Consider the following 25,788-nt stretch of genomic DNA (forward strand, 5'->3'; position numbering starts at 1 on the left):
GTCATGAGAGATATCGCCGAGCAGATGATGCGCCGCGCCGTCGAAGACGAGCGGCAGGAATTCGGATCGTTCTTCCTGTCGCGCTTCTTCGGCCTCGAGATCGCCTATCAAGGCGAGGCGTGCATCGTCTCGTTCGACGTCGAGAGGCCGCTGTTCAATCCGCAAGGCACGCTGCATGGCGGGGTTCTCGCCACCGCGCTCGACATCTCGATGGGGCATCTCGTCAACCATGTCGCGGGTGCCGGCACCACGCTCGAGATGAAGGTGCAATATCTCGCCGCGGTCCGCGAAGGACGCGTGACCTGTCACGCGACCTTCTTGAAGCGCGGCCGGAAGACCTTCTTCGTGCAGTCTCAGGCCTCCACCGCAGCCGGCGAGCCGATCGCGCATGCCACATCGACCTGGCAACTGCTGAGCCGAGGTTGAGAAGCGCGGCCGGTTCGCGTCGGGTCGTTGTCGCGCTGCCAAAACCGTGGGTTTCGCGGCGGAGCGGACCCTGGCGCGAATCTCCGATGTCTGAAAGCACCCCCCGACGCCCCTTTCCTTCGTACGAAACGGCCACGAGCATTGCCAGGATCATGATCCGGTTTCATACTCCGAACGCCGGAAGCGCATCTCCGCGGCGCGGCCGGCGCGAAGATGCGAGAGGCGATACCTCAAAAAGCGGGAAGACGGCGATGCGGTCTCATCTCGCATTTGCCTTTGTATCGATGGCGGCGCTGCTCGTTGATCCGATCGCCGCCACGTCGCAGGACATGTTGCGTAGCGTCGACCTCGACAGTCCCGAGATGACGACGTCGGAGATGACGCGCGCCGAGGTCGACGCGCTCCTCAAGGCCGTGCCTCAAGGGGACCGTCGCACTGTGGAATTGGAAGGAAAGCGGCTGTCGCACCTCGATCTCTCGGGCCTCGACTTCTCCGGCGGCAACCTTCATCTCGTCAAGCTCAACCGGACCAATCTGAAAGCCGCGCGCTTCGATCGGGCCATACTGAATCAGGCTTGGCTCATCGACGCAGATCTGACGGGGGCGTCCCTCGTCAAGGCATCGCTGCTCGGCACGCAGATGCAGCGCGCCAAGCTTGGCGGCGCCGATTTGAGCGGCGCTCGCATCACCGCCGATCTATCCGGCGCCAGCCTGATCGGGGCCAAGCTCGCGGGCGCGGATTTGAGCGCCGATATGCGCAACCAATCGATGGGCCTGATGCGTGGCGTGCTCAAATCCGCCGATCTCCGCAATGCGGATCTGAGCGGCGCCAATCTTGCGCGCGCTGATCTCGAATTCGCGCAGTTGCAGAACGCCAATTTGGCGAACTGCAACCTCAGCAAGGCTGACCTTGCGGGAGCCGATCTGTCTGGCGCCAATCTCGCCGGCGCCGATTTCACCGGGACCGACCTTGCGTCGGCCGTCCTGCCGGGCGCGGCCGCCCTGGCAGAGGCCCGCAATCTGGACAAGGCCCGGAACCTGGACCTGGCACGGCGGCCAAATTAGGGATCGAATTGCGGCGCCCTGCTCGCTGCGCCTTGACCAAGGCGCAGCACGCATGCGGTCACGCCCGATCTGCTGTATAGTTGCAAGCGAGGGGGCTGCTGCCTTGCAAGGGAGGTCCTCCATGAAGGTCAAGGACGTGATGCACAAGGGCGTCGATTGGGTCAGCCCCGATACCCCGATCACTGAAATCGCAAAATTGATGCAAGGGCACGACGTCGGCTGCATTCCGGTCGGGCAAGACGATCGTCTGATCGGGATGGTGACGGATCGCGACCTCGTCTGCAAAGGTCTTGCGAGCAAGGACTTCAACTCCACGCGCACCACGGCGCGCGATGTGATGACCGAAGGCATCCACTGCTGCCGGGAAGACGACGATCTGGCGAAAGCGGTGCATCACATGGAGACGCTGAAGATCCGCAGGCTGCCTGTCATCAACAAGAGCAAACGGATGGTTGGCATGGTCAGCCTGGGGGATGTGGGCCACTTTGCCGGTGCCGATCTGATGTCCCAATACATGAAGAGCGTGTCGGCTCATCATTGAGGCGAGGCCGGTCTGCTGAACATCGGCAGATCGGCCGGCACCGTGGCCGGACAACCAACCCGGCAATGAAATGGCGCGCGACGGCCGATGAAGATGGGCACGATTGCTTCGCCGTGGTGCTATGATGGGTCCGCCCGACACACGTTCCGTGCACCGGGTCTGCAATGTGGTTCGATCTCGCGCCTCGAACAGTCGGAGTTGCCGAGTTGCGTCGGCGGGCGCTTGGCAACTTGCCTTCCTGCAGCGCTATAGACATGGGCGCGGTGCGCGCAAACCGTGCGCATGCGGCCCGCGCCAGATGCCGCGGCTTCACTCGCGCCGCTCCGGCGCATAGTCGAGCGGCAGCACCGTCGTCGCCTTGATCTCTTGCATGACGAATGACGACGACACGTCCGCGAGCGTGATCCTCCCGATCAGGCGCTGGTAGAGCCGGTCATAGGCGGCAACATCCGGGATGACGGCCTGCAGCAGATAATCGACATCGCCGGTCATGCGGTAGACGCCGATGATCTCCGGAATGTCGCGCACGGCGTTCGCAAACTGGTCGAGCCAAGTCGCGCTGTGCTCGGTGGTGCGCAGCGCGATGAAGGCAGTCAGGCCGACGTTGATGCGGCTTGCATCGAGCAGTGTCACGCGGCCCTTGATGACGCCCTCATCCTCCAGCCGCTTGATGCGGCGCCAGCAGGCGTTGCGGGATAGCCCCGCCCGCTCGCTGAGTTCGTCCAGCGACAGGGCAGCGTCACGCTGAACCAAGTTGAGGAGCTTGCGATCTGTTTCGTCCATTATCCCAAGAATACGATGAATTACCGTCCAAATTCAACCAAAATGGTGAATTTAGGTTGATATTTGGGACATTTTCTTGGCCCAAATCCCTTAGAGATTGCAGCGAACCGCGCGCCTTGGAGCCTCGCATGCAAGCCACCCTGCACCGGCTGTTTCTGTCCCACCCGAAGAGCGTCGACGAATCCTACGGCGAGCATTTCCTGTTCGCGCTCGGCTTCGCGGCGCGCCTGTTCGGCGCCGCATTGGCGGCCCTGGTGCACGCCGTCATCCCCTGCCTGTTCGAGACCACAGCAAGCCGCATGATCCGGCAGATGCACGAGCGCATCGCGCGCCGCAGCCGCACGCTACAGCCGGCTGAGTAGCCAGCGTCGCGATCGAGAGCTGAGGAACCAACATGTGCCGATGGTTGGCCTATCTGGGCGCGCCGGTCTTTCTCGAGGACTTCATCGCAAAGCCCTGCCAGAGCCTGATCGCGCAAAGCCGGCATTGCCGCGAGGCCAAGTCCGAGGTCAACGCGGACGGTTTCGGGATCGGCTGGTACGGCGAACGCGAGCGGCCCGGCCTGTTTCGCGACGTGCGGCCCGCCTGGAGCGACGAGAACCTGCTCTCGATCGCGCACCAGATTCGCTCCTCGCTGTTTCTCGCGCACGTGCGTGCAGCGACCGGCACCGCGACCATCCGCACCAATTGCCATCCCTTCGCATCGGATCGTTACCTGTTCATGCACAATGGCCAGATCGGCGGCTGGCAACGCGTGCGCCGTGCCCTGGAAGCGCACATCCCGGACGACCACTACGCCAGTCGCAACGGCACGACCGACAGCGAAGTGATCTTCCTTCTCCTGCTGGCGTTGGGGTTCGCGTCCGATGCCGAGGGTGCGTTCGCTGGGGTCGTTGACCTGATCGAGCAGCACATGGCTGCGAGCGCGGTCAATGAGCCGTTCCGGTTTACCGCCGCGATGTCCGACGGCGAACGGCTCTATGCGATCCGCTACGCGAGCGATTTGCGCCCGCCGACGCTCTACCTCAACACGCGCGGGCCCGGACGCGATGCGCTCATCGTGTCCGAGCCGATCGACGACGCGAACACCGGCTGGGACTCGGTTCCACCGCAGAGCTTCGTGCGCATCGATGGCGCCGGCATCGCCGTGAGCCCGTTTCGCCGATCATGACCGGATCGCCGGCGAACCAGATGAACTTAATTCGTCGGTGGTCTTCTTCCGGCCATTTGGGCTCCGCCAAGGTTTGTGCGTTTCCTACATAATACCGGGTCAACCCAAACGCTCCGTCAGCCGTACGGTCACCGCATCGCCGGCACTTTTGCCGATCAGCTTGCGCAATGCGGCGTTGATCGGAAGTTTGTGTGTTCCGTTCCCCGGTGCCATGAACGAACTTTGGAAAGGGCAGCCATCGACAACGCCTTTGACCTTCACGAGGCCGCGGGTTCCGAAGAACGACACCGAATGCGGCCAAACCACATAGGTCCAGCCGCCTTTGCTGGGACTCTGCTGTAAGACTGCCGTAAACTTCTGATTGATGGCGCTCATCTGTTCCCTGGCGAATCATCGATGTTCGAAGGACGGCTCGCGGCACTGCAAGCCTACAACAGGCTTCGGATTTTTTCGGCGGCCTGGAATCCGACATGACGCCCTTCACGACGTAAGCGGTTCGGGCGCAACGTCTCATAGAACGCTGCCGCCAAGGTGGCATTCAGAGTTGCCCGCATGGTTGCTCGTGAAGAAACAAGCATGTTGCGCTATTGGCAAAATGATCGCCGTCTTTCCTTGTTGGAAAACACGGAGAACACTGCGCGGTCAGCGGATGCGGCTCGCAGGGCGAGTTTCGGCGTCAATAGCCTACACCGAAATGGCGCACCCGACACGATTCGAACGTGTGACCTTTGCCTTCGGAGGGCAACGCTCTATCCAGCTGAGCTACGGGTGCGTACCGGCCACCATTTAGCTGATTGGCTCCGGATCGGCAACGGCGTTGTCCGGCCGGTTGAGGGCTGTAAACTGCCTGCGCCAATATGACGGGCCAGAGCGTTTTCGAGCGAAGTGGGTACCGGTTCGCGTGAAGAAAACGCGTCAAAACGAGAATCTAGAGCCCCGATCCGATGCAATCGGAGCGGAAGGAGGCTCTAGAGGGAAAGGGCCGTCTTTCGAGGGAGTTTGCCCATGCGTCCGCTGGAATTCGGCTGGTATCTGCCCACGCATGGCGACACCACGGCCTATGGGCTGATGGAGGCGCAGGTCGCGGGTTCGCCGGAACTCTGCGACCGTGTGGTCAAGGCGGCCGAGGATGCCGGGTTTGAATATCTCCTGATCCCGGTCGGCTCGGTGTGCTGGGAGGCCTGGATATCGGGCGCCTTCATGGCGGCACGCTCGGCGCGGATCAAGCCGCTGATTGCGGCGCGGCCCGGTTACATCAACCCGGTGCTGATGGCCAAGATGATCTCGACCTTCGACCAGATGTCGGGCGGGCGGATCTGCATCAACCTGATCGCCGGGCAGAACGAGAGCGAGGTCGAGGCCGAAGGCGTGCGCTACGCCAAGGAGGAGCGCTACGCGTTGATGGAGGAGGAGGTCTCGATCTTGAAGGCGTTATGGACGACGCGCGGCCCGGTGAACTTCCAGGGCAAGTTTCACACCATCTCGGGCGCGCATATCCGGCCGCGTCCGCTGCAGCAGCCGTTTCCAAGATTCTATCTCGGCGGCGGCTCGCGGCAGGCCTGGGAGGTCTCGGCGAAGCATTCCGACGTCCATCTGTTCTGGGGCGACCTGCCGGAGCGCATCGCGGACAACATCGCCGAGATCAGGCAGATGGCGCGGGCGCATGACCGCGAGGACGCGATCGGCTTCGGCATGCGGCTGCAGGTGATCTGCCGCGAGAACGAGGCCGATGCCTGGGAGGCCGCCGACCAGCTGGTGCGCCACGCCACCGAGCGGCAGAAGCAGGAGATGAAGACGCTCTATGTCAGGTCCGAGGCCAACCAGCGCGTGCAGCAGCTCGCGCGCGACTATGGCGACCTCCTGATGCCGCATCTGTGGACAGGGATCACCAAGGTGCGGCCCGGCGCCGGCATCGCGGTGGTCGGCAATCCCGAACAATGCGCCGCGACCTTGCAGCAGTTCATCGATGCCGGTTGCCACTCTTTCTGCCTGTCCGGCTATCTGCACGACGAAGAGGCCGAGCGGTTCGGCCGCCTGATCCGTCCGATCCTCGCCGCGAATAATCGCGGGCGGCTCGCGGCGTGAGGTGTCTCCAAAAGCTTTCCGAAAATTCATGGGTGAATCGGCGCCCGACGCGCCATGATCCAGCCGGATTGCATCGTGCCTCGCGGCATTAATGGAGACTGAACCATGCCTCACCGAGCCTGGCTTGCGGCGTTGACACTGCTCATCGCGACCGTTCACGCACAGGTCGCGTCAGCAACGCAGGCGCAGATCGAGCGTGACAAAAAGCCGGTCAAGGAGATCGCAAGCGGTCGCATTGCCGTCGGCAGCGCGATGTTTCCGGTCTATCTCTCGGCCGACTGGTCCAATCCGCTGCCGGACGTCACCCGCGCGGTGCTGGTGCTGCACGGGGTGCTGCGCAATGCCGACGACTATTTCCGCGCGGCGCTGAGCGCGCAGGCCGCGGCCGGCGAGACCGGCAAGAGCACGCTGATGATCGCGCCGCAATTCTTGATCGAGCCCGATGTCGAGGCGTTCAAGCTGCCGGCGGAAACGCTGCGCTGGAGCCTCTATGGCTGGCAGGGCGGCGAGCCCGCGGTCGCGCCGAATCCGGCGAGCTCGTTCGAGGCGCTCGATGCGATCCTGGCCAAGCTCGGCGACCGCAAGCTGTTTCCGAACCTGAAGCAGGTTGTCGTGTTCGGCCATTCCGGCGGCGGCCAGGTGGTGCAGCGCTACGCGATCGCGGTGAAGGGCGATCAGGTGCTGCTGCGCGAGGGCATCGGCGTGCGCTACGTCGTCGCCAATCCGTCCTCCTACGCCTACTTCACCAAGGAGCGGCCGGAGCCCGCGATCGCCGCGAAGTGCGAAGGCTACAACAGCTGGAAGTTCGGCATGGACGACCGTCCGCCCTATCTCGCCGAGCCTTCGCCAACGGCGCTGGAGCAGGCCTATGTCGCGCGCCGCGTGATCTATCTGCTGGGAACGCTCGACACCAACCCCAATCATCCCGCGCTCGACAAATCCTGCATGGCGGAAGCCGAAGGGCCGTATCGCTACGCGCGCGGCCATTCCTATGTCGCGGCGATGCAGGCTCGCGACCACGGCGCGCCGAACCACAGCGTGTGGGATGTGCCCGGCGTCGGCCACGAGGGCGGCAAGATGCTCAACTCGCCCTGCGGCCTGACCGCGGTGTTCGACATTCCCGGCTGCGAGGCGGCGCGCTAGAGTTCGCGCAAAAGCCCGCTGATCGCGATGTGGTCGCCTTACGCCGGCACGATCACCTTGCCGATCGGCCACAGCGCGATGCCGGCAAGCTTGAGATGCGCCCAGGCGAAGGGGATGCCGATAATGGTCACCGCGAGCAGGATCGCGGTGATCAGATGGCCGATCGCAAGCCACCAACCGGCCAGAATGAACCAGATCAGATTGCCGATCACGCCGAGCGGTCCGGTTCCGATATCGGACATGCCGGTGACTTCGTCGCGACGCACCGCGCGCGAGCCGAACGGCAGCAGCGTGTAGACCGCGATGTTGAAGGCCGCGCGCGCCCAGGGCAGCCCGATGATGTAGGTGCGGCCCAACGCGCGCCGACCGCGTTGCATCTCCCTTGATCGCGACTAGCGCTTCGGTTCTGGTTGAATCAGAACCGAAGCTCTAGATTCTTGTTTTGACGCGTTTTCTTCACGCGAACCGGGTCCACTTCGCTCGAAAACGCTCTAAGCTCGCGCGGCCGTGCAGGACGATGAGAAGCCTGCATCGGAAAGGGAGAGCAACAATGAGAAAATTACTTGGGGCGGGCGTTCTGGCAGTCCTGACATTGACCGCTCCGGCTGCTGCGCGAGCCGAGGACGCCGTGCGGTTCGCGCCGCTCAAGGCCGAGGAACTGTCGCCGCCGCAAAAGGCCTGGGCCGACCTGATCAGCGCGCCGCCGCGCAACGCCAAGTTCACCGCGCCGCCCTACCGCGCCTATATCCGCAATCCCGATCTGGCGCCGAAGCTGTCGAACCTGTCGGACTATCTGCGCTGGAACACCTCGCTGCCGCCGCGGCTGAGCGAAATGGCGATCCTGATCACGGCGCGGCACTGGACCGCGCAATATGAATGGTCCGCGCACTATCCGCTGGCGATGAAGGGCGGGCTCGATCCGAAGATCGCAGACGCCATCGCCAAGGGCACGCGGCCCGACGGCATGAAGGACGACGAGGCCGCGCTCTATGATCTCGGCATTGCGCTTTATCGCGACAGGAAGGTTAGCGACGCCGTCTACAAGGCGGCGCAGGAGAAATTCGGCGAGCGCGGCATCATGGATATCATCGGCATCATGGGCTACTACGACCTGGTCTCGATGACGCTGATCACGATGCAGGCCGGCTCCGCCAATGACAGCGTGCCGCCATTGCCGGTGCTGGAGAAGTAGCTGCGTCCGCAGCGGTCTCGCTCGCCTACACCGCGTGGTGTGACGCCTTGAATCGGGAACCATCCTCATCGTCGTCCCTGCCTGGTGCGCAGTTGCGCACGGGAGCAGGGACCCATACGCCGCGGCGGACCTTGTCGTAGGGACTCGTCGTTCCAACATCGCCCAACAATTGGCAGTTGTGGTTATGGGTCCCTGCTTTCGCAGGGACGACGTGTTGGAGGGGCGCGGACTCAACAGCGGGCGTCTCGAAGGATGGCCGCAAGGAAGCGACGCTGCTGGGCGTTCCGATGTGAGATAGCCGCTGGGCGTCTGCACGTTTTCGGAATAATGGAAGAGTGCCGCTGATTTGCCCGACGAGTCAAGTGGCCTCGTCGAGCGCCGGCCGTCATCGTCGGCTACTTTGCATGGGGTTGTTTTCGATATTTTGGCAGTGCGCCCCTGGGACCAGCAATCGCATCCGGCTATCGGCCTCGTTCCATGGCCCGGCATGACGACGTGGACACGTCAGTTGGGGAAGAGGGAATGCAGCCCGTCGCGATTGCCCTCTGATCTGCCCTAGCGCCGAAAACCGCTCGCGCGCGAGTAGCTCTGGCGGCCTTCCTGGGCCGGGCGTGCCGCCATGCTGGCGCGCGCCTCGCTGGCGACCGGCGTCGCCGGCTTCAGGTCCTCGAGGAAGATCGGCTTGGCGAAGTAATAGCCCTGGGCGTAGCGGATCTTGGTCGCCGCCTGCAGATAAGTGAGCTCCTCGTAGGATTCGATGCCCTCGGCGATCACCATCATGCCGAGCGCCTCGCTCAGCGATTCGATCGCGCGCAGGATGCCTTGGCTGCGCGGCCGCTTATGGATGTCGGTGATGAAGGAGCGGTCGATCTTGATCTCGTCGGCGGTGATGTCGGCGAGCGCCGACAGCGACGAGTAGCCGATGCCGAAATCGTCGATCGAAATGCCGACGCCGATGCCGCGCAGGATCGGCAGGATCTGGTCCTGGAAATGCGACCGGGTCACGAACGCGTCCTCGGTCACCTCGATCATGAATCGCTTCGGGAAGCCGGTCTCCTCGATCGCGCGTGCGAAGCGGCGCATGAACTCGACGTTGCCGGCCTGCTTGGCGGCGACATTGATGCTGATCGTCGCCGTCGGGCCGAACGTGTCGTTGATCAAGTCGATCGACTTGACGATCTCCGCCAGCACCAGAAACGTCAGCTCGTCGATCAGGCCGAGCTCCACGGCGAGGTTGATGAAGGTGCCCGGTGCCTGGATCACGCCCTCGTCGTCGCGCAGCCGCACCAGCGCCTCGATGCCCTTGATCTCCTGGGTGCGGATATCGACCTTGGGCTGGAATGCGCAGCAGAAGCGCTTTTCCAGGATCGCCAGCCGCAGCGACTGCTCGATCTTCATCCGCGCCAGCGCCTCGCGCTCCATGCTGTTGTCGAAGAACGCGGTCGCGCCCTTGCCGTTGTTCTTGACGCGGTACATCGCGATGTCGGCGTTCTGGCGCAGCGCCTCGTAGCTCCTGCCATGCATGGGGTGGAGGCTGACGCCGATCGAGGTCGAGGCGAAGATCTCGGAGTCCTCGATGAAGAACGGCGCCTTCAGCCGTTCCTGCATGATGTGGATGAATTCGGCGACCTCCTCGTTGCCGCTGATTGGCAGCAGCAGGAATTCGTCGCCGGAGATCCGCGACAGGATATCGGTCTCGCGCAGCGCGTGGCCGAGCCGCTTGGACAGTTCGACCAGCAGCGCATCGCCGATCGCGTGGCCGTAATAGTCGTTGATGTGCTTGAAGTTGTCGACGTCGAGGAAGGCGAGCGCGAAATGGCTCTGCGCGGAGTCGCGGATCAGGCCGTTGACGCGATGCTCGATCACCCGCCGGGTCGGCAGGCCGGTCAGTTCATCGTAATAGGCCGAGCGGAATAGCTGGTCCTCGAACGCCTTCTGCTCGCTGATGTCGGTCGAGGTCGAAATCAGGAGATTGCGCCCGGCGATCTGGACCGGCCGGTGCGCGGTGAGGAACACGTATTTGGATGCGCCGCAGGCGAGGACTTCCTCGATCACCACCGGACGGCCGCTGCGCAACAGGTCCAGATTGGCGGCATGACGCTCGTCGACCGGCGATGGCTGGCTCGCGCCGGCCGCCAGCTGCAATTGGCTCGCTGCCGCTTCGTTCACCAGGATGAACTGACCCTGCTCGTCCTGGACGGTGACGCCCGCCGGCAGCAGCTGGAGAAGATCGCGCAGGATGCGCAATTCATTGCTGGAAATGTCGTCCTGCCCGGTCGGTGCCGTGCCCGCCTGAAAATCGTTTTTGGTGAAACTATGCATGTGCCGACCTTGGCAAAGTCCGTTGTAGTTTTGGTTAAGCGGACTTGCGAAATGCCGTGACAGAAAGAGACCCGGGCTGCTTTCGCAAGCCGTCGCGGCAATCGTCATTAACAGAGTATCAATATCGGCATCGGCCGCCGGTGAAAGCGATTGCGGCGCGCGCGGTTGCATCGGCACGCGCAAATAAAGCGCGTGTACCGAAAAGCAGACTTATCAACAGTTGGGCAGATTGCACTGCATGATGCAGTGAACACCGGTCTTCAAGTAACTGATCTCGGTCTTGCCGTCGAACGGCCGCAGCGCCGACTTCAACAGCTTGGTGCCGAAGCCGGCTTCGCCGATGACCTCGACCACCGGTCCCTCGGTTTCGTCCCAGATTACGTTGAGACGTCCATCGTCCACCGTCCATGACACCTGCAGAAATCCGCGCGGCGAGGAGAACGCGCCGTATTTTCCGGCGTTGGTTGCGAGCTCGTGGAAGATCAGCGCCAGCGAGACGGCGAGCTTGGCGGGCAGGAATAGTTGCTCGCCATTGAGATTGAACCGCACATGGCCGTAGGGGCCAAGTTCCGAGCGCAGCAAATCCTTGATATCGCAGCCATAGCCGTCGACCCGTGCGATCAGGTCGTCGGTTGCCGCGAGCGCGCGGATGCGATGGTCGATGCGCTGCCAGACATCGGGCCGGTCCTGCAGCGCCTGATGCAGCACCGCATGAATGGTCGAGGATTTGTTCTTCAGCCGGTGCTGCAATTCATCGACCACGATCTTGCGGTACTGCTCCTCCTCGATCAGCCGCTTGGAAACCTCGCGCTGCTGCGCGACCAGGGAACGGTAGTGCTCCACCCCCCAGATCGCGATGCCGCACACCACCCAGAAGATCATCAGCAGCGCAAAGCGCGCCGGGTCGGCGTGCGCGCCGCTGAAATTGAGCACGACGCCGAGCAGGCCGCTGGCCAGCGCGGTGGCGATCCCGATCCGGAAGCCGCCGAGGGCGGTGGCGAAGAATACCGCCGGGAAATAGGGCGTGAAGAACACGTCCGGCCTGATCTGGGCGAGCCCGAACCGCGCGGCCGTGGCCAAAACGAGACAGAACACCGCGAAAGCGACCGCAAGCAGCAACGATGGTTGCGCATCGCCCCGCCAACTCGCCCTGAAATTGTCGATCCATTTCGCCATCGGTCGCGCCAGTTCACGTGAACAGACGACCCAAAATAAGGCCGTTGCGACCGAAAAACCGCAGTTGTGGCCTTCTGGCCACAGGCGGACCTCGCCGGCCGTTAACCGCACCTGCGCTTGCGTTGTCAGGAGCGGCTGGGGAATATCGGCAACATCGAACGTCAGGGGGATCGGCATGGGACGGCTGGACGGAAAGGTCGCGGTGATCACTGGGGCGACCAGCGGCATCGGGTTGCGCGCGGCCGAGGTCTTTGTCGCGGAGGGCGCGAGGATCGTGATCGCCGGGCGCCGCGCGCCGGAGGGCGAGGCACTGGCGCACCGGCTCGGCGGCAACTGCATCTTTCGCCCGACCGACGTCACGGTCGAGGAGCAGATGCAGGCGCTGATCGCGCTTGCGGTGGAGAAGTTCGGCCGGATCGACTGCCTGTTCAACAATGCCGGCGGTCCGGCGCAGACCGGCGGCATCGAGGGCCTCGACGTCGAACGGTTCGACGCCGCGATGGCAACCCTGGTACGCAGCGTCATGCTCGGCATGAAGCATGTTGCGCCCATCATGCGCCAACAGGGGTCCGGCAGCATCATCAACAATGGCAGCATCGCCGGCCGGCTCGCCGGCTTCTCGTCGTCGATGGTCTACGGCGCCGCGAAGGCCGCGGTGATTCATTTCACCAAATGCGTGGCGATGGAGCTCGGCGAGGCCGGCATCCGCGTCAACTCGATCTCGCCCGGCGCGATCGCCACCGGCATTTTCGGCAAGGCGCTGGGGTTGTCGACCGAAGCCGCCGAGCAGACGCCGGCTGTCATGCGCGAGGTCTACAAGGCGGCGCAGCCGATCCCGCGCGCGGGCCTGCCCGACGACATCGCGCATGCAGCGGTGTTCCTGGCGAGCGACGAATCGAGCTTCATCAACGGTCATGACCTCGTCGTCGACGGCGCCATGACCGGCGGCCGGAACTGGAGCCAGCAGCAGGCGGGCTATGTCGCGTTGCGCAAGGCGTTCGATCAGGGGGCGTAGGCCGAACGCTCGAGCTCGCGATGACGCGAAGAGAAGATCGCCATGTCCGCACTGACCAAATCGACGGAAGGCTCTCCGCAGTCACGGCCCCGCGTCAGCCCGAAGCTCGAGCGGAAGCTGCAACGTCTTGCTGCCGTGGTCGTGGTCGGAATCCTGTCCGGCCTCGCGGTCGGGCTGAGCCGCGGCGGGGGCGGAGCCACGTCGCTGATCGCCGGCGCCACCTACGGCTTCCTGCTTGCCGCCATCATCGGGGCCATCGAGCTGTTCGTCCTTGAAGATTGGGATTGGCTCAACCGACTGTCTTTTCTCACCAATCTGATCGCACGCAGCGCCATCTACGCCGCCATTATCATCGGCATCCAGCTGCTGCAGGCGGGCGAGCGTGTCGCGGGCGCGCCACTGCAGGCCTCGTTCGAGGATTTCTGGTGGAGCTTCACCTATTCCGCGGGAATCTCGGTGCTGGTGAATCTCGGCTTCAGCATCGCCAATCTGATCGGCCCGCGCGCCTTCATGAACTTCGTCACCGGGCGCTATCACTCGCCGGTCGAGGAAGACCGTTTCGTGCTGTTCGTCGATATCGCCGGATCGACCGGGCTCGCCGAGCGACTGGGCGGCATCGGTATCCATCGTTTTCTCGACCGCACCTTCCGCCTGCTGACTCAGTCCGTGGTCGACTATCGCGGCGAGGTGCTCAACTATATCGGCGATGAGGTCATCGTGACGTGGCCCGAACATAACGGCGCGGTCGATTGCCGGCCGCTGCGCTGTTTCGTGGCGATGCGCCGCGCGCTGCAGAAGGCGGCGCCGCAGTTCGAGCGCGAATTCGGCGCGGTGCCGCGGATCCGCGGCAGCCTGCATTTCGGCCCCGTGATCGTCGGCGAGATCGGCGACGTCAAGCGCGCGATCGTCTTCAACGGCGACGTCATGAACACCGCGGCGCGGCTGGAGGAATTGAGCCGCAAGGTCGACGGCGGCTTCCTCGCCTCGCGCGCGGCGATGGCGCGCTTCGCCGCGCCGCCGCCGTTTCCGGTGAGCGATCTTGGAACGCTCCCGATCCGCGGCCGCGTCGACGGCATCGATGTGGTGGGGATCGGGGCGGTGGCGTAACCGCTCACTTCTGCTGCAAGCGGGGAGGAAGTGACAGCAATGTTCTCATTTGCACCAGAAGCGCTAATCGATCGCAGGATATCTCATCGCGCTCGACGCCTAGGCCGTCATGCTGGGCCGCGAAGCGATCCAATCATACCATCGGCGCGTCGCCCCGTGTTGTTCTGGCGTGGATAGTCCGAGGGCCTTGCTAGCGAAGTCGATTGCGACGATCGCCGTGATGTCGGCGACACTGAACGTGTCGCCCGCAACGAACGGCGTCTCAGACAATCGTGCCTCGAGATCGCCGTAGAAATCGGCGATCCGGCGCCGGCCGCGGACGACCAATTCGGGGATCTGATCGTAGCCATGAGGACCTGCGATCGCGCGCCCCTTGAGGCCGGGAGCACCGTTGCGCACGGTCTCCATGACCGACGCGAAGCCCTCCAGCTCCATCCGGCGCTCCCACATGGTGACAGTCGCTTTCTCCTTGGGCGAACCTCCGAGTAACGGCGGGTTCGGATGCGTTTCCTCGAGATAACGGATGATCGCCGTTACTTCCGCAATCACTGTCCCATCGTCAAGCATGAGGGCGGGTACGACGCGTCGCGGGTTGATTGCCGCGTAGGCGTCGGAGAACTGTTCGCGCGAGGCGAGATCGACCGGGACGAAGGGCATCGTTATGCCCTTCTCGGCGAGATAGATTCTGACGCGGCGCGAGTTGGGCGAGGCGGAGGACTGATAGAGCTTCATGGCGATCTCCCGAAGTCAAAGCTTTGAGCCGCCGCCGACCTGGATGGTGTCGCCGGTCACCCAGCGGGCGGAATTCGAAGCGAGAAAGGTCACCGCGTCGGCGACGTCGTCGGCATGACCGATCCGTTGCAGGGCTTGCATCTTGAGCGCGTAGTCGCGGCCCTCATCCGTCTTGGCGAATTCCGACATGTCGGTGTCGATGATGCCTGGCGCCACGGCATTGACGCGGATGCCGCGCGATCCGAGCAGCGAGGCGAAGTGCTTCACAAGCGTGTCGATCGCGCCTTTGGTGGCGGAATACGCCGACAACTGCCCGACCGCGGCCCGCGCCGCCAATGACGACGTCATCACGATGCTGGAACCGTCGCCCAACAAGGGGAGCAGCTGCTGCACCAGGAAGAATGGCGCGCGGACGTTGACCGCGAACATGCGATCGAAATCCTCGACGGTCTGCGCTTCGATAGTGGCGGGCACCGCAATTCCCGCGTTGGCGACGAGAATGTCGAGTTGGCCGACGACGAGCTTGCGGACCTCGGCGGCGAGCCTCTGCGCGCCGTCGGATGCGGACAAATCGGCGCCGACGGCGTCGGCCTGCCCACCGGCTTCGCGAATTTCCGCGACCAGGGAATGCGCGTCCTCGGCGGAATTACCGTAGTGAACGATAACGCGCGCGCCGGCGAGCGCGAGCGCGCGGGCGGTGGCGCGGCCGATACCCCGAGAGGCACCGGTAACGAGAGCGGTTCGGCTGATGAGGTCGGTCATGGTTGTTCTCCTGGTTGGATTGCTATCGGGGGTGTTCACGCTGCGGTCTTGCCGCCATTGACGCTGATGATCTGGCCGGTGACGAACGACGCCTTGCTCGAAGCTGCAAACAGGATGGCGTCCGCGAGCTCCTCGGGGCGTCCCGCGCGCTTCAGCGGAATTCCCGCGACCATCCCGGCCTTGCGATCGGCCGAGCCGGTGAACCTGTCGAGCATCGCGGTCTCGATCGGGCCGGGTGCGATCGCGTTGACGCGAACGCCGAAGGCAGCCGCCTCCAGCGCGGCGGATTTGGTCAAGCCTTCGACGGCATGTTTGCTGGCGACGTAGAGGGATGCGTTCGGCGCTCCGCGGCTGCCCATGGTCGATGAGATGTTCACGATGCTCCCGAAGCCTTGTGGCTGCATGACCCGGAGTTCGTGCTTCATCGACAGGAGAACGCCGAGGACGTTCGTGTCGAACGTTGCTGCGTAGCTCTCTGCGGTCTGTTCAGTCACCGGGCCGGGCGCGCCTTCCGTGCCGGCGTTGTTGACGGCCACGTCGAGCCGGCCGAACCGCTTGATCGTCTGCTCGACCAATGCCGAAACGTCGCTGTCGCGCCGGACGTCGGCGCGGACGAATTCCGCTTCGACGCCGTGCGAGCGGAGTTCGTCCGCCAGCGCACGGCCTGCATCGTCATGGCGACCGGAAATAACCACGTTGGCGCCTTCGCGGGCGAAGGCGAGTGCCGTGGCGCGGCCGATACCGGTAAGGGCACCTGTAATCAGGACAACGGGATTGGTCATATCACTCTCCAGCCAATGCGGCCGATATGCTTGATCGGCCTGGTTTGTGAGGCCGTCCGCAGCGGAGCCCCGGAGGCTGTCGCGCTAGAGCGGCTTCTATGGCAGGAGATTTAGGTGGGGCTGGCTTCTTTGAGAAAGACTTCGTAGGATTCGAGCTATACTTTTGAGGGATAGCTATGGAGCTCCGACACCTCCGTTATTTCGTCGCCGTGGCTGAGGAGGGCAGCCTCTCGGTCGCGGCCCAAAAACGTTTGCACACCGCGCAGCCATCACTGAGCCGCCAGATACACGACCTTGAGCTGGAGCTCGGTGTGCAGTTGTTCGTGCGCGGACCGCGCGGCATCGAACTGACGCCATCGGGGCGGGTCTTTCTTGATCACGCGCGGGTGGCTCTGCTGCAGGTCGAGGCCGCCGCGGAAGCCGCGAGGCGCGCCGCCCAGCCTGCGAAATCGGCCTTTTCGATCGGGTTTCTTACCGGCTACGAGATGGACTGGCTTCCGGCGGTCATGAATATCTTGCGCGGCAAGCTGCCCAGCACGGAAATCACCATCCGTAGCGAGGACTCTCCCGACCTCGCCGCGGCACTTGCGCGGGGCAAGATCGACCTTGCGTTCATGCGCCCGGAGAAAAGCGCGGCTAGTCTTCAGTTCAAGTTGCTCCGCCATGACCCGATCCTGGTCCTGATGCCACGAGACCATCCGCTTGCGGCGCGCTCCGCAGTCCGTCCGAAGGATCTGGCGGGGCTGAACTACATCGGCGTTTCCCCGGTGAGGGCGCCAACGCTGCGCGCGGCGATCGCTGACTTCTTCGGGCGTCACGGGTTGGCGATAGAAGCCGCGCACCAGGCCGAAAATCTGGCCATGGCCATTTCGCTGATCGCCTCCACCGGCGGCATCAGCCTTCTTCCGCTCTACGCGCAGAACCTGATCCCGAAAACCATCGTCTCCCGACCGATCCAGGGCGCGCCGCCCATGGTCGATCTGGTGATAGGGTACAACGAGGGTAACCGTTCGCAGTTGCTGGAGTTTGTGCTCTCGCGGGTAGACGAGATCAAGTTTCAGGCGCTGGGGCGCGAGGGGCGATAGGGTTCAGGGAGAGAGCCGCGCCTTCTCCGAAGGTCGGTGGCAATGCGCGGGTGATGACACCGGTGGCGTGACGCCTTGAATCGAGAATCCATCCTCATCGTCGTCCTGGCGAAGGCCAGGACCCATTACCCCAAATGCGCATTGCTGTGCGACGCCGGGGCCACGATCTCGTTCACAATCAAATTCGGTGGTTATGGGTCCTGGCTTTCGCCAGGACGACAGCTGTGGATGTAGCGCGACGTGCGTTGCCCTCGCCCCTCGGGGCGAGGGCAGCCCTCACACCTTCTGCTTCGCCGCTTCCTTCGCGAGGTCGGGCGCATTCACGGCCGGGATCGCGACGCGGCCGGTGCCGGTATGCTGAAGCGCGGCGGCGGCCTTGTCGTTCTGCATGATCTTGGCCATGACGGCTTGGCCGGCGCGCTCGAACACCGCGCGGTTGTCGATCACGAACTGGCGCGACTTGCGCAGGCCGTCGATATAGCCGTTGATTTCCGGCACGACATAGCGCGCGACCATGTCCCAGCTGCGGCGGGTGTTTTCCGGGTTGGCCCAGTCATGGGCGAAGCCGATGATCGAGCCGACACCGCCGGAGACGTCGACCAGGTTCTTGATCATCTTGATCAGATCATCCGGCGTGCCGATCGTGGAGGCAGCACCTTCGACGAAGGCGGTCTTGTCGACGGCTTCGTCCGGCGAGGCGAACGCGGTCAGGCCCGGCCGCATCAGGGTGCCGACGTTATATTCGTTGTGCCAGCGCAGCAGCCCGGCGCCGGCCTCGCGCCGCGCCTGCTCGCGGGTCTCGGCGATGTGCCAGGACAGCAGCACGCGCCAGTTGGCGCGGCTCACCGTGGTGCCGGCCTTCTTGGCGGCGTCCTCGGCGAACTGCCATTGCTGCGGCAGCGCCATCAGGCCCTGGGTCGACATCGAGCCGAGCGAGATGATGCCGATGCCGTACTTGCCGGCGAGCGTCATGCCCGACGGCGAGATCTGCGAGGCCACCACGAACGGCATGTCCTCCTGCAGCGGCAGGATCTGCAACGCGGCATCGTGCATCTCGAACCAGTCGGTCTTGGCGGTAACGCGCTCGCCGTTGAACAGGCGGCGGATCACCGCGATCGCCTCGTCCTGGCGGTCGCGCTGGGTCATCGGGTCGATGCCGAGCGTATGCGCGTCGGAGGCGAGTGCGCCCGGGCCGGAGCCGAAGATCGCACGGCCGCCGGTCATGTGGTCGAGCTGCACCATGCGCTGCGCGACGTTGAAGGGGTGGTGATAGGGCAGCGAGATCACGCCGGTGCCGAGCTTGATGCGCTTGGTGCGTTCGCCGGCGGCGGCCAGGAACATTTCCGGCGAGGCGATCGTCTCCCAGCCCGAGGAATGGTGCTCGCCGCACCAGAATTCGTCGTAACCGAGCGCGTCGAGCTGTTCGACGAAATCGAGGTCGCGGCGGAATTGCAGCATCGGATGCTCGCCGATCGGGTGATGCGGGGCGAGGAAGGCTCCGAACTTGAGGCGCGCCATTGGTCGTTCTCTCCGGATGATTGTTATCGGGGGCTTTCCGCCAACCTACGGGGTGGCCGGAGGCAAGGCAATGCTCCGGGGTTGCGGCGCCCGCATGGTTGTTGCGCAAATCGGCGGCGATTGCCGCCCTCCGGAATGTTTCCCAGCGCATCAACGCAAATTGGCGCCGGTGCTGCGGATGGGAGGACGGGCCATGGATGACGCACCCGTGAATGAACGCCTACGTCTGAGGTAATCGATGGGATGACCGGAATCTGCTGATGTCGGCCGCAACGTCATTTCGGGCAGGACCGCAGCACATGCACCAGATCGTTTCGACGCGCGCGGAAACCTCCCGCCGCTGGTGGGTGCTTGCGATCGTGGTCGCCGCGCAATTCATGTTCGGCGTCGATGCCTTCATCGTCAACGTCGCGATCCCGACCATCGCGGCGGAGCTGCACGCGACGCCGGCGCAGATCGAGGCCGTGATTGCGATCTATCTGATCGCCTATGCCACGCTGGTGGTCACCGGCGGCCGGCTCGGCGATATCCATGGCACCAGGAACGTGTTCATCGCCGGCGTCGCGGGCTTCTCGGTGACCTCGCTGTGGTGCGGTCTCGCGCAGTCCGGACCGGAGCTGATCATTGCCCGGCTGGCGCAGGGTGCGACAGCGGCGCTGATGGTGCCGCAGGTGCTGGCGACGCTGCATCTGCTGTTCTCCGATGCCGCCCGTGCGCGGGCGTTCGGCATCTACGGCATCGTGCTGGGGCTGGCCGGCGCAGCCGGCTTCCTGCTCGGCGGCGTGCTGGTGACGCTCGATCTCGCCGGCCTCGGCTGGCGCGCGGTGTTCTTCGTCAACGTGCCGTTCGGCGTCATCATCATCGCAGCTGCGCTGAAGATCATGCCGACGGTGCCGCGCCGATCCGGCACGCGGCTCGATATCCCCGGTGCGATCGTGCTGTTTGCGGGCCTGCTGTGCCTGATCGGGCCGCTGCTGTTCGGTCACGATCTCAATTGGACGGCGTGGGTCTGGCTGGTGATGGCGCTAGGCGTTGCGATCATTGCGGCCTTCGTGCGATTCGAGCGCAGCGTCGCGCATCGCGGCGGCATGCCGTTGATCGATCTGGCGCTGCTGTCGGATCGCGCCTTCATGCGCGGCCTGGTCGCGGTGTTTTTCTTCTTCTTTGCCAACCTGTCCTTCTACCTGATCATGACCATGTTCATGCAGAAGGGCTTGCAGATGCCACCGTTGCAGGCCGGGCTGGTGTTCGTGCCGCTGGCGCTGACCTTCGTGATCGCCTCGCGGCACAGCGGCATGCGCGCGAGACATCGCGGCACGCTGGTGCTGATCGAGGGCTGCGCGCTGCAGATCGTTGGCCTCGGTGTGCTGGTCGCGACGGTTCAGACGATCGCATCGCCGTCGGCACTGTTGCTTGCGCTGGTGCTTGTGATCTTCGGCTATGGTCAGGGCCTGGTGATGGCCCCGCTGTCGAGCGCGGTGCTCTCGAGCGTGAAGCCTGCGAGTGCCGGCGCCGGCTCTGGCATGTATGGCACGACGACGCAGATCGGCAACGCGGCCGGCGTCGCCGCGATCGGCGCGGTGTTCTTCGCCGTGGAGAGCGCGTCATCAGCGCGTCTGGCGCTGTTTGCGGCATGCGCATTGTTTGTGCTGTCGATCATTATTTCAGCCGCATTTCTGTCATGGATGCGCCGCGCAAGCGCATGAATCCGCAGGCATCTGGCGCCGACTTTCGAAAAGTTCACGTTCGAACAAGGTGCTACGGCAACTATTTCGATCGGTCCTCGGTGCGATCACGCGTTAACGCCGATTCTCACATTTCCGCAGGGAAAGACAGCGCACGGCCTTTTCATTTTGCAGTGCAGCAATTATCTGATCGGGTGACACAGAAGAACAAATCACCTCAGGAGTTGCTGTTGTCTTTGGTCAACAACGTCGAATTTCTGCGTCATCTGCCCAAGATGAACGCGTTCAGCGGTCTCGGCGCGCTTACGCCGGCCGTGCCGACGCCGCTCGTCGAGACGACCGAATTCGGCGTCAACCCCGGCGATCTGAAGATGTACTCGTTCGTGCCCGCGCAACTTGCGCGGTCGCCCGCGCTCGTCGTCGTGCTGCACGGCTGCGGCCAGACGGCTGCGTCCTACGATCTCGGCGCCGGCTGGTCGACATTGGCGAGCCAATACGGCTTCGCGCTGTTGATGCCTGAGCAGCAGGCGGCCAACAACGGCAACACCTGCTTCAACTGGTTCAATCCGCAGGACATCGCGCGCGGGCAGGGTGAGGCCGCCTCGATCAGGCAAATGATCGGACACCTCGCCGGTGCGCACAAGATCGATCCGCGCCGTATCTTCGTGACCGGACTGTCCGCCGGCGGTGCGATGGCCTCGGTCATGCTCGCGACCTATCCGGATGTGTTCGCGGGCGGCGCCATCATCGCCGGCCTGCCGTTCGGCGTCGCCGGCGATCTGCGCGAAGCGCTGCATGCGATGCTGCATGGAAGCGCGCTGTCGGCGCCCGAGCTCGGCGGTCTCGTCCGCAACGCCTCCACGCATGGCGACGCATGGCCGAAGATCTCGGTGTGGCATGGCAGCGCCGACCGCACCGTGCATCCCGGCAATGCCGATGCGATCGTCCGGCAGTGGCTCGACGTGCACGGCCTGCCGCTTGCGGCGATGTCGAAGTCGGATGTCGATGGCCATCCGCGCGAGGTCTGGTGGAACGCAGATGGCGAGACGCTGATCGAATCCTACTCCATCACCGACATGGCGCATGGCACGCCGCTGGGGCTTGCCGACAATGACGAGCGCTATGGCGTGGAGGGCGCGTTCCTGATCGAGGCCGGGATCTCCTCGTCGTATCACATCGCGAGCTTCTTCGGCCTGACCGACAAAGTCCGTCAGCCGCATATCGCGCCGACCGGAATTCCGCTCGAGCGCGCCGACACGATCTCGATGACGATCCCGGTGCCTGCGGCCGAGCCCGAGCCTGAGCCAGCATCCGGCCGCAAGAGCGACCGGCCGCGCAAGCGGCGGAGCAAGGGCGTCGATGTCGGCGGCGTCATCACGCGGGCACTCACCGCCGCAGGCCTGATGAAGTAACGGTTGATGAAGTAGCTAGAGGTTCGGTTCTGATTGAATCAGAACTGAACCTCTAGATTCTTGTTTTGACGCGTTTTCTTCACGCGAACCGGTTTCCACTTCGCTCGAAAACGCTCTACATCTCGCCGGTCAGGAACGGGTTCGTCATGCGTTCTTGGCCGATGCTCGATCCGGCGCCGTGGCCGCAGATGAAGCCGACGTCGTCGCCGAGCGGCAGCAGCTTCTCCTTGATCGACTGGATCAGCGTCGGGTGGCTGCCGCCGGGCAGGTCGGTGCGCCCGACCGAGCCGGCGAACAGCACGTCGCCGACATGGGCGAAGCGCAGCTCCTTGTTGAAGAACACCACGCTTCCAGGTGAATGGCCGGGGCAGTGCAGGATGTCGAAGGTGAGGTCGCCGATCGAGACCTGATCGCCCTCGTCGAGCCACCGATCCGGTCCGAAATTGCGCACCCCGGTCATGCCGAAGCGCTCGCCGCTCGAGACCACGTTGTCGAGCAGATATTTGTCGGCGATATGCGGGCCCTCGATCTTGACCTGCAGCGCGTCGCGCAATTCGGCGGCGCCGCCGACATGGTCGATATGGCCGTGGGTCAGCCAGATCTTCTCGACCGTCACGCCGGTCTGCTTGATAGCGGCCTGGATCTTCGGCACGTCGCCGCCGGGGTCGATCACCACGGCCTTCTTGGTCGGCTCGTGCCAGATGATGGTGCAGTTCTGCTCGAACAGCGTCACCGGCACGATGATCGCGCCGGCCTTCGGTTTGGTGTCGGTTGTCTCGTTCATGGGGGCACCATAGGCTACCGGAAAATGCCGTCAACACGCTCGGGAAATGCGTCGGCCCCGGCGTGTGATCCCAAAACGGACCGTGATAAGGTCACCTCCAGCAGAACACCTTCGTGAGCAGGCCGGTATACGGTTGCTCTCGATCATGCGTTAAGTCCTCGCAGTCCGGAACTTCATGACCCAGGCCCCCAACTCACCGCTCGGCGGACCCCGGACCACCGCCCGCGCCTTCTTCGTCGCGGACCGCATCAACACGTCTGGCCTCGAACGCGGCGACGTGCTGGCCACGACCCCGCTGGCGTTTCGCGTCAATGACAATGGCTTGGCAATCCTGTTTCGCTATGGCGTCGTCGTTCTGATCGGTCTCAATGCGCTGGAGGAGGATGAATTCCTGCGCAGCCTGCAGTCGCGCATGACCGGATTGTTCACGCGGCGCGAGGAGGAGATCGCGATCATCGAACTTGCGGCTGACAGGGAAGACCAGATTCCGCCAGGCGGCCCGATCTATTTGCAAAGCCTGTCGCCGGAGCGGCTGATCCTGGTCGGCGAAGCGCTGGCCAAGAGTGTGGTGCTGGCGCGGCATGAACGCGAGGTCCGGGCGGTCTTCGACACGACCGAGCCGTTGGCGCGCGAGCTTGCCAAGGGCGGCCAGGTCCGGGGTGGCCGCGTCGCGATCCTCAAGCACATCGGCAACGCGCTGTTGGTGCGGCATCGCGTGGCCGGACCGGTCGAAGTGTCGGAGAAGCCCGACATCCTCTGGGACAAGCCGCATCTCGAGCGGCTCTATGCCCGGCTCGAGGACGAGTACGAATTGAAGGAGCGTGCGGAATCGCTGAACCGCAAGCTCGCGGTCGTGGCCGAGACCGCGCAGGTGCTGACCGATATCATCGACACCAGCCGCTCGCTGCGGCTGGAGTTGATCATCGTCTTCCTGATCCTGTTCGAGGTGTTGATCACCATCTATCAGCTCGCAATCGCAAGGCATTGAAGATATTGCGATCGGCGTAGCCCGGATGCAGCGCAGCGAAATCCGGGGAGTCCTGCCAGCCGGTCCAGTTCTCCCGGATTGCGCTTCGCTCCATCCGGGCTACGGCGCCATCTTTCCGTCCCGAATTGTGCGTCATCCCTGAACCGACAGGCTGCTCCGGGCGCGAGGCGGCCTGGGCCGGGCTGCGAGCTTGGGGGGGGGACGAGATGGATCGGGACGACAGGGACTGGTGGCGGCGCGGCATCTTCTATCAGGTCTATCCGCGCTCATTCGGGGATAGCGATGGCGACGGCGTCGGCGATCTCATGGGGATCATCGCGCGGCTGCCCTACCTGACGCGGCTTGGCGTCGACGCGGTCTGGCTGTCGCCGATCTTCCCGTCGCCGATGGCCGATTTCGGTTACGACATCTCGGATTACAACGGCATCGATCCGCTGTTCGGGACGATGGAGGATTTCGACGCGCTGGTCGCGGCCGCGCACGATTCCGGCCTCAAGCTGATCCTCGACCTGGTGCCGAACCATACATCAGATCAGCATCCCTGGTTCATCGAAGCGAGGAGCTCGCGCGATAACCCGAAGCGCGACTGGTACATCTGGCGCGACCCGGCGCCGGATGGCGGTTCACCGAACAATTGGCTGTCGGAGTTCGGCGGCAGCGCCTGGACGTATGACGAGGATTCCGGCCAGTACTACTATCACGCGTTCCTGACCCAGCAGCCTGATCTGAACTGGCGTAATCGCGAGGTCCGGGATGCGATCTATGACGTGATGCGTTTCTGGCTGCACAAGGGCGTCGACGGTTTTCGTGTCGACGTGATCTGGCACCTGATCAAGGATGCCGAATTCCGCGACAACCCGCCGAACCCGCATTATCGCGAGGGCCGGCCGCCGCACGAGAAGGTGCTGACGCAATATTCGACCGATCAGCTCGAAGTCCATGCTGTCATCACCGAGATGCGCCGCGTCACCGAGGAGTTCGACAACCGCGTGCTGATCGGCGAGATCTATCTGCCGCTGCACCGGCTGGTCGCCTATTACGGCAACGATCTGCGCGGCGCGCAGATGCCGTTCAATTTCGCGCTGCTGTCGACCTTGTGGAGCGCGCGCTCGGTCGAGCAGATCATTGCCGATTACGAAAAGGCGCTGCCGCCGGGGGCGTGGCCGAACTGGGTGCTTGGCAATCACGACCGGCCGCGCGTGGCGAGCCGGGTGGGCCCGGCGCAGGCGCCGGTCGCCGCGATGCTGCTGCTGACGCTGCGCGGCACGCCGACGCTGTATTACGGCGACGAGATCGGCATGCGCCAGGTTGCGATTGCCCCCAGCGAGGTGCGCGATCCCTTCGAGAAGAACGTGCCTGGCATCGGCGTCGGCCGCGACGGCTGCCGCACCCCGATGCAATGGAGCGCCGAGCGCTATGCCGGGTTCTCGACTGCAAGGCCGTGGCTGCCGCTGGCGCAGGATTTTGCAAGCGACAATGTCGCGAGGCTGGAAGCGGAGCGGGCGTCGATCCTCAACCTCTACAAGGCGCTGATCGCGCTGCGGCGAAAGCTGCCGCAGCTCGTCCACGGCAGCTACGAGCCGGTGACGGCGCACGGCGATGTGCTGCTCTATCGGCGGCGCGGCGCCGAGGGTGTGGTCGTGATCGCGCTGAATTTCGGCGCGGCCCCCGCGGCGGTCTCCTCCAGCGCGATCGGCTTCAGCAACGAGGTGCTGCTGTCGACCTTCATGGACCGGCAGGGCGAGAAGGTCGAAGGCGTGCTCGACCTGCGCGGCAATGAAGGTGTGATCCTTGGGTTGCCGCTGATGCTGGATGAGTGAGGTAAGCACGCTGGTCAGGCTCCCTCCCCACGCAACCGGGGTCTACCCCGGTTGCGCATCATTGATTTGCGCAAGTCGGGCAGGCCCGACTTGCGATGGGGGAGGGTTGGGGAGAGGGGTGGCCCCGGGAGTGGTGCAAGAGATCAGCGTCGCTGCATCAACGTTGCTCGCGCGGAAAATGGCTTCCTTCTACCA

Annotated in this window: 25 protein-coding genes and 1 tRNA gene; 15 read left to right on the plus strand and 11 right to left on the minus strand. The window is 64.1% G+C overall.

What is annotated here, in order from left to right; translation table 11 throughout:
* Positions 1 to 3: 3 nt before the first annotated feature.
* The 3 genes from ACOIX3_RS01335 (at position 4) to ACOIX3_RS01345 (ending at position 2,031) form a co-directional block, all read left to right on the plus strand.
* Complete coding sequence (locus ACOIX3_RS01335; RefSeq protein WP_420968051.1) at positions 4 to 426, plus strand: PaaI family thioesterase; 423 nt, start codon at positions 4 to 6, stop codon at positions 424 to 426.
* Between the two features lie 251 nt (positions 427 to 677).
* The gene (locus tag ACOIX3_RS01340) at positions 678 to 1,490 is read left to right on the plus strand and encodes a pentapeptide repeat-containing protein (RefSeq protein ID WP_420971947.1); all 813 of its coding nucleotides are present in this window, start codon (positions 678 to 680) and stop codon (positions 1,488 to 1,490) included.
* 121 nt (positions 1,491 to 1,611) lie between these two features.
* Complete coding sequence (locus ACOIX3_RS01345; RefSeq protein ID WP_420968052.1) at positions 1,612 to 2,031, plus strand: CBS domain-containing protein; 420 nt, start codon at positions 1,612 to 1,614, stop codon at positions 2,029 to 2,031.
* A gap of 309 nt (positions 2,032 to 2,340) precedes the next feature.
* Here ACOIX3_RS01345 and ACOIX3_RS01350 read toward each other — a convergent pair whose 3' ends face one another.
* On the minus strand, positions 2,341 to 2,814 hold the full coding sequence (locus tag ACOIX3_RS01350; RefSeq protein WP_375786295.1) for an Lrp/AsnC family transcriptional regulator: 474 nt from the start codon (positions 2,812 to 2,814) through the stop codon (positions 2,341 to 2,343).
* A 128-nt stretch (positions 2,815 to 2,942) separates the two neighbouring features.
* Between ACOIX3_RS01350 and ACOIX3_RS01355 the strand changes: the two genes are divergently transcribed.
* Complete coding sequence (locus ACOIX3_RS01355; protein ID WP_375786296.1) at positions 2,943 to 3,176, plus strand: DUF6356 family protein; 234 nt, start codon at positions 2,943 to 2,945, stop codon at positions 3,174 to 3,176.
* 32 nt (positions 3,177 to 3,208) lie between these two features.
* Positions 3,209 to 3,985 carry a class II glutamine amidotransferase gene (locus tag ACOIX3_RS01360; RefSeq protein WP_420968053.1) on the plus strand — a complete coding sequence of 259 codons (777 nt, stop codon included), beginning with the start codon at positions 3,209 to 3,211 and terminating at the stop codon, positions 3,983 to 3,985.
* A gap of 99 nt (positions 3,986 to 4,084) precedes the next feature.
* Here ACOIX3_RS01360 and ACOIX3_RS01365 read toward each other — a convergent pair whose 3' ends face one another.
* On the minus strand, positions 4,085 to 4,360 hold the full coding sequence (locus ACOIX3_RS01365; protein WP_420968054.1) for a DUF1905 domain-containing protein: 276 nt from the start codon (positions 4,358 to 4,360) through the stop codon (positions 4,085 to 4,087).
* 320 nt (positions 4,361 to 4,680) lie between these two features.
* Positions 4,681 to 4,757: transfer RNA gene (locus ACOIX3_RS01370), tRNA-Arg, on the minus strand.
* A 233-nt stretch (positions 4,758 to 4,990) separates the two neighbouring features.
* On the opposite strand from ACOIX3_RS01370, the gene ACOIX3_RS01375 reads away from it, so the two are divergent.
* Both ACOIX3_RS01375 and ACOIX3_RS01380 read left to right on the plus strand, forming a co-directional pair.
* Complete coding sequence (locus ACOIX3_RS01375; RefSeq protein ID WP_420968055.1) at positions 4,991 to 6,070, plus strand: LLM class flavin-dependent oxidoreductase; 1,080 nt, start codon at positions 4,991 to 4,993, stop codon at positions 6,068 to 6,070.
* Between the two features lie 105 nt (positions 6,071 to 6,175).
* A complete protein-coding gene (locus ACOIX3_RS01380; RefSeq protein WP_420968056.1) occupies positions 6,176 to 7,213 on the plus strand; it encodes an alpha/beta fold hydrolase in 1,038 nt (345 codons plus the stop codon).
* 38 nt (positions 7,214 to 7,251) lie between these two features.
* On the opposite strand, the gene ACOIX3_RS01385 is transcribed toward ACOIX3_RS01380, so the two are convergent.
* Entirely contained in the window at positions 7,252 to 7,590 is a 339-nt protein-coding gene (locus ACOIX3_RS01385; protein WP_420968057.1) for a YccF domain-containing protein, read from the minus strand.
* A gap of 173 nt (positions 7,591 to 7,763) precedes the next feature.
* On the opposite strand from ACOIX3_RS01385, the gene ACOIX3_RS01390 reads away from it, so the two are divergent.
* Positions 7,764 to 8,405, plus strand: a complete 642-nt coding sequence (locus tag ACOIX3_RS01390) for a carboxymuconolactone decarboxylase family protein (RefSeq protein ID WP_420968058.1) — start codon at positions 7,764 to 7,766, stop codon at positions 8,403 to 8,405.
* 555 nt (positions 8,406 to 8,960) lie between these two features.
* Here the strand turns inward: ACOIX3_RS01390 and ACOIX3_RS01395 are convergent.
* Positions 8,961 to 10,727 (minus strand): putative bifunctional diguanylate cyclase/phosphodiesterase, encoded by a 1,767-nt coding sequence (locus tag ACOIX3_RS01395; protein ID WP_420968059.1) that lies wholly within the window; start codon positions 10,725 to 10,727, stop codon positions 8,961 to 8,963.
* A 213-nt stretch (positions 10,728 to 10,940) separates the two neighbouring features.
* Entirely contained in the window at positions 10,941 to 11,903 is a 963-nt protein-coding gene (locus ACOIX3_RS01400) for a sensor histidine kinase (RefSeq protein ID WP_420968060.1), read from the minus strand.
* A 175-nt stretch (positions 11,904 to 12,078) separates the two neighbouring features.
* Between ACOIX3_RS01400 and ACOIX3_RS01405 the strand changes: the two genes are divergently transcribed.
* Positions 12,079 to 12,918: an SDR family NAD(P)-dependent oxidoreductase gene (locus ACOIX3_RS01405; RefSeq protein WP_420968061.1), complete on the plus strand. Its 840-nt coding sequence runs from the start codon at positions 12,079 to 12,081 to the stop codon at positions 12,916 to 12,918.
* Between the two features lie 42 nt (positions 12,919 to 12,960).
* A complete protein-coding gene (locus ACOIX3_RS01410) occupies positions 12,961 to 14,025 on the plus strand; it encodes an adenylate/guanylate cyclase domain-containing protein (RefSeq protein WP_420968062.1) in 1,065 nt (354 codons plus the stop codon).
* A gap of 99 nt (positions 14,026 to 14,124) precedes the next feature.
* Here the strand turns inward: ACOIX3_RS01410 and ACOIX3_RS01415 are convergent, their stop codons facing one another.
* Genes ACOIX3_RS01415 through ACOIX3_RS01425 form a run of 3 tightly spaced genes read right to left on the minus strand, consistent with a single transcriptional unit; the run spans position 14,125 to position 16,301 of the window.
* Positions 14,125 to 14,757 (minus strand): glutathione S-transferase family protein, encoded by a 633-nt coding sequence (locus tag ACOIX3_RS01415; protein WP_420968063.1) that lies wholly within the window; start codon positions 14,755 to 14,757, stop codon positions 14,125 to 14,127.
* Between the two features lie 15 nt (positions 14,758 to 14,772).
* Complete coding sequence (locus ACOIX3_RS01420; RefSeq protein WP_342725244.1) at positions 14,773 to 15,519, minus strand: SDR family NAD(P)-dependent oxidoreductase; 747 nt, start codon at positions 15,517 to 15,519, stop codon at positions 14,773 to 14,775.
* A 35-nt stretch (positions 15,520 to 15,554) separates the two neighbouring features.
* Complete coding sequence (locus ACOIX3_RS01425) at positions 15,555 to 16,301, minus strand: SDR family NAD(P)-dependent oxidoreductase (RefSeq protein WP_420968065.1); 747 nt, start codon at positions 16,299 to 16,301, stop codon at positions 15,555 to 15,557.
* A 176-nt stretch (positions 16,302 to 16,477) separates the two neighbouring features.
* On the opposite strand from ACOIX3_RS01425, the gene ACOIX3_RS01430 reads away from it, so the two are divergent.
* A complete protein-coding gene (locus ACOIX3_RS01430; protein ID WP_420968066.1) occupies positions 16,478 to 17,386 on the plus strand; it encodes a LysR substrate-binding domain-containing protein in 909 nt (302 codons plus the stop codon).
* Positions 17,387 to 17,662: 276 nt separating this feature from the next.
* On the opposite strand, the gene ACOIX3_RS01435 is transcribed toward ACOIX3_RS01430, so the two are convergent.
* Entirely contained in the window at positions 17,663 to 18,904 is a 1,242-nt protein-coding gene (locus tag ACOIX3_RS01435) for an LLM class flavin-dependent oxidoreductase (protein WP_212312116.1), read from the minus strand.
* Positions 18,905 to 19,203: 299 nt separating this feature from the next.
* On the opposite strand from ACOIX3_RS01435, the gene ACOIX3_RS01440 reads away from it, so the two are divergent.
* Both ACOIX3_RS01440 and ACOIX3_RS01445 read left to right on the plus strand, forming a co-directional pair.
* A complete protein-coding gene (locus ACOIX3_RS01440) occupies positions 19,204 to 20,610 on the plus strand; it encodes an MFS transporter (RefSeq protein ID WP_420968067.1) in 1,407 nt (468 codons plus the stop codon).
* A gap of 209 nt (positions 20,611 to 20,819) precedes the next feature.
* Positions 20,820 to 22,001 (plus strand): PHB depolymerase family esterase, encoded by a 1,182-nt coding sequence (locus ACOIX3_RS01445; RefSeq protein WP_420968068.1) that lies wholly within the window; start codon positions 20,820 to 20,822, stop codon positions 21,999 to 22,001.
* 115 nt (positions 22,002 to 22,116) lie between these two features.
* On the opposite strand, the gene ACOIX3_RS01450 is transcribed toward ACOIX3_RS01445, so the two are convergent.
* Positions 22,117 to 22,785: an MBL fold metallo-hydrolase gene (locus ACOIX3_RS01450; protein WP_092120384.1), complete on the minus strand. Its 669-nt coding sequence runs from the start codon at positions 22,783 to 22,785 to the stop codon at positions 22,117 to 22,119.
* 175 nt (positions 22,786 to 22,960) lie between these two features.
* Between ACOIX3_RS01450 and ACOIX3_RS01455 the strand changes: the two genes are divergently transcribed.
* Together ACOIX3_RS01455 and ACOIX3_RS01460 are read left to right on the plus strand one after the other, a co-directional pair.
* The gene (locus ACOIX3_RS01455; RefSeq protein WP_420968069.1) at positions 22,961 to 23,773 is read left to right on the plus strand and encodes an RMD1 family protein; all 813 of its coding nucleotides are present in this window, start codon (positions 22,961 to 22,963) and stop codon (positions 23,771 to 23,773) included.
* A gap of 206 nt (positions 23,774 to 23,979) precedes the next feature.
* On the plus strand, positions 23,980 to 25,593 hold the full coding sequence (locus ACOIX3_RS01460) for an alpha-amylase family glycosyl hydrolase (RefSeq protein ID WP_420968070.1): 1,614 nt from the start codon (positions 23,980 to 23,982) through the stop codon (positions 25,591 to 25,593).
* Positions 25,594 to 25,788: the final 195 nt, after the last annotated feature.

Source organism: Bradyrhizobium sp. B120 (assembly GCF_049075665.1).
Taxonomy (GTDB): domain Bacteria; phylum Pseudomonadota; class Alphaproteobacteria; order Rhizobiales; family Xanthobacteraceae; genus Bradyrhizobium.

What these genes read in the sequence shown, in the direction of transcription:
- ACOIX3_RS01455 (WP_420968069.1), top strand. Translation starts at nt 22,961, where the DNA reads ATGACCCAGGCCCCCAACTCACCGCTCGGCGGACCCCGGACCACCGCC.
- ACOIX3_RS01460 (WP_420968070.1), top strand. Translation starts at nt 23,980, where the DNA reads ATGGATCGGGACGACAGGGACTGGTGGCGGCGCGGCATCTTCTATCAG.
- ACOIX3_RS01430 (WP_420968066.1), top strand. Translation starts at nt 16,478, where the DNA reads ATGGAGCTCCGACACCTCCGTTATTTCGTCGCCGTGGCTGAGGAGGGC.
- ACOIX3_RS01390 (WP_420968058.1), top strand. Translation starts at nt 7,764, where the DNA reads ATGAGAAAATTACTTGGGGCGGGCGTTCTGGCAGTCCTGACATTGACC.
- ACOIX3_RS01335 (WP_420968051.1), top strand. Translation starts at nt 4, where the DNA reads ATGAGAGATATCGCCGAGCAGATGATGCGCCGCGCCGTCGAAGACGAG.
- ACOIX3_RS01345 (WP_420968052.1), top strand. Translation starts at nt 1,612, where the DNA reads ATGAAGGTCAAGGACGTGATGCACAAGGGCGTCGATTGGGTCAGCCCC.
- ACOIX3_RS01400 (WP_420968060.1), bottom strand. Translation starts at nt 11,903, where the DNA reads ATGGCGAAATGGATCGACAATTTCAGGGCGAGTTGGCGGGGCGATGCG.
- ACOIX3_RS01435 (WP_212312116.1), bottom strand. Translation starts at nt 18,904, where the DNA reads ATGGCGCGCCTCAAGTTCGGAGCCTTCCTCGCCCCGCATCACCCGATC.
- ACOIX3_RS01355 (WP_375786296.1), top strand. Translation starts at nt 2,943, where the DNA reads ATGCAAGCCACCCTGCACCGGCTGTTTCTGTCCCACCCGAAGAGCGTC.
- ACOIX3_RS01410 (WP_420968062.1), top strand. Translation starts at nt 12,961, where the DNA reads ATGTCCGCACTGACCAAATCGACGGAAGGCTCTCCGCAGTCACGGCCC.
- ACOIX3_RS01360 (WP_420968053.1), top strand. Translation starts at nt 3,209, where the DNA reads ATGTGCCGATGGTTGGCCTATCTGGGCGCGCCGGTCTTTCTCGAGGAC.
- ACOIX3_RS01425 (WP_420968065.1), bottom strand. Translation starts at nt 16,301, where the DNA reads ATGACCAATCCCGTTGTCCTGATTACAGGTGCCCTTACCGGTATCGGC.
- ACOIX3_RS01405 (WP_420968061.1), top strand. Translation starts at nt 12,079, where the DNA reads ATGGGACGGCTGGACGGAAAGGTCGCGGTGATCACTGGGGCGACCAGC.
- ACOIX3_RS01385 (WP_420968057.1), bottom strand. Translation starts at nt 7,590, where the DNA reads ATGCAACGCGGTCGGCGCGCGTTGGGCCGCACCTACATCATCGGGCTG.
- ACOIX3_RS01395 (WP_420968059.1), bottom strand. Translation starts at nt 10,727, where the DNA reads ATGCATAGTTTCACCAAAAACGATTTTCAGGCGGGCACGGCACCGACC.
- ACOIX3_RS01350 (WP_375786295.1), bottom strand. Translation starts at nt 2,814, where the DNA reads ATGGACGAAACAGATCGCAAGCTCCTCAACTTGGTTCAGCGTGACGCT.
- ACOIX3_RS01415 (WP_420968063.1), bottom strand. Translation starts at nt 14,757, where the DNA reads ATGAAGCTCTATCAGTCCTCCGCCTCGCCCAACTCGCGCCGCGTCAGA.
- ACOIX3_RS01450 (WP_092120384.1), bottom strand. Translation starts at nt 22,785, where the DNA reads ATGAACGAGACAACCGACACCAAACCGAAGGCCGGCGCGATCATCGTG.
- ACOIX3_RS01380 (WP_420968056.1), top strand. Translation starts at nt 6,176, where the DNA reads ATGCCTCACCGAGCCTGGCTTGCGGCGTTGACACTGCTCATCGCGACC.
- ACOIX3_RS01440 (WP_420968067.1), top strand. Translation starts at nt 19,204, where the DNA reads ATGCACCAGATCGTTTCGACGCGCGCGGAAACCTCCCGCCGCTGGTGG.
- ACOIX3_RS01420 (WP_342725244.1), bottom strand. Translation starts at nt 15,519, where the DNA reads ATGACCGACCTCATCAGCCGAACCGCTCTCGTTACCGGTGCCTCTCGG.
- ACOIX3_RS01365 (WP_420968054.1), bottom strand. Translation starts at nt 4,360, where the DNA reads ATGAGCGCCATCAATCAGAAGTTTACGGCAGTCTTACAGCAGAGTCCC.
- ACOIX3_RS01375 (WP_420968055.1), top strand. Translation starts at nt 4,991, where the DNA reads ATGCGTCCGCTGGAATTCGGCTGGTATCTGCCCACGCATGGCGACACC.
- ACOIX3_RS01340 (WP_420971947.1), top strand. Translation starts at nt 678, where the DNA reads ATGCGGTCTCATCTCGCATTTGCCTTTGTATCGATGGCGGCGCTGCTC.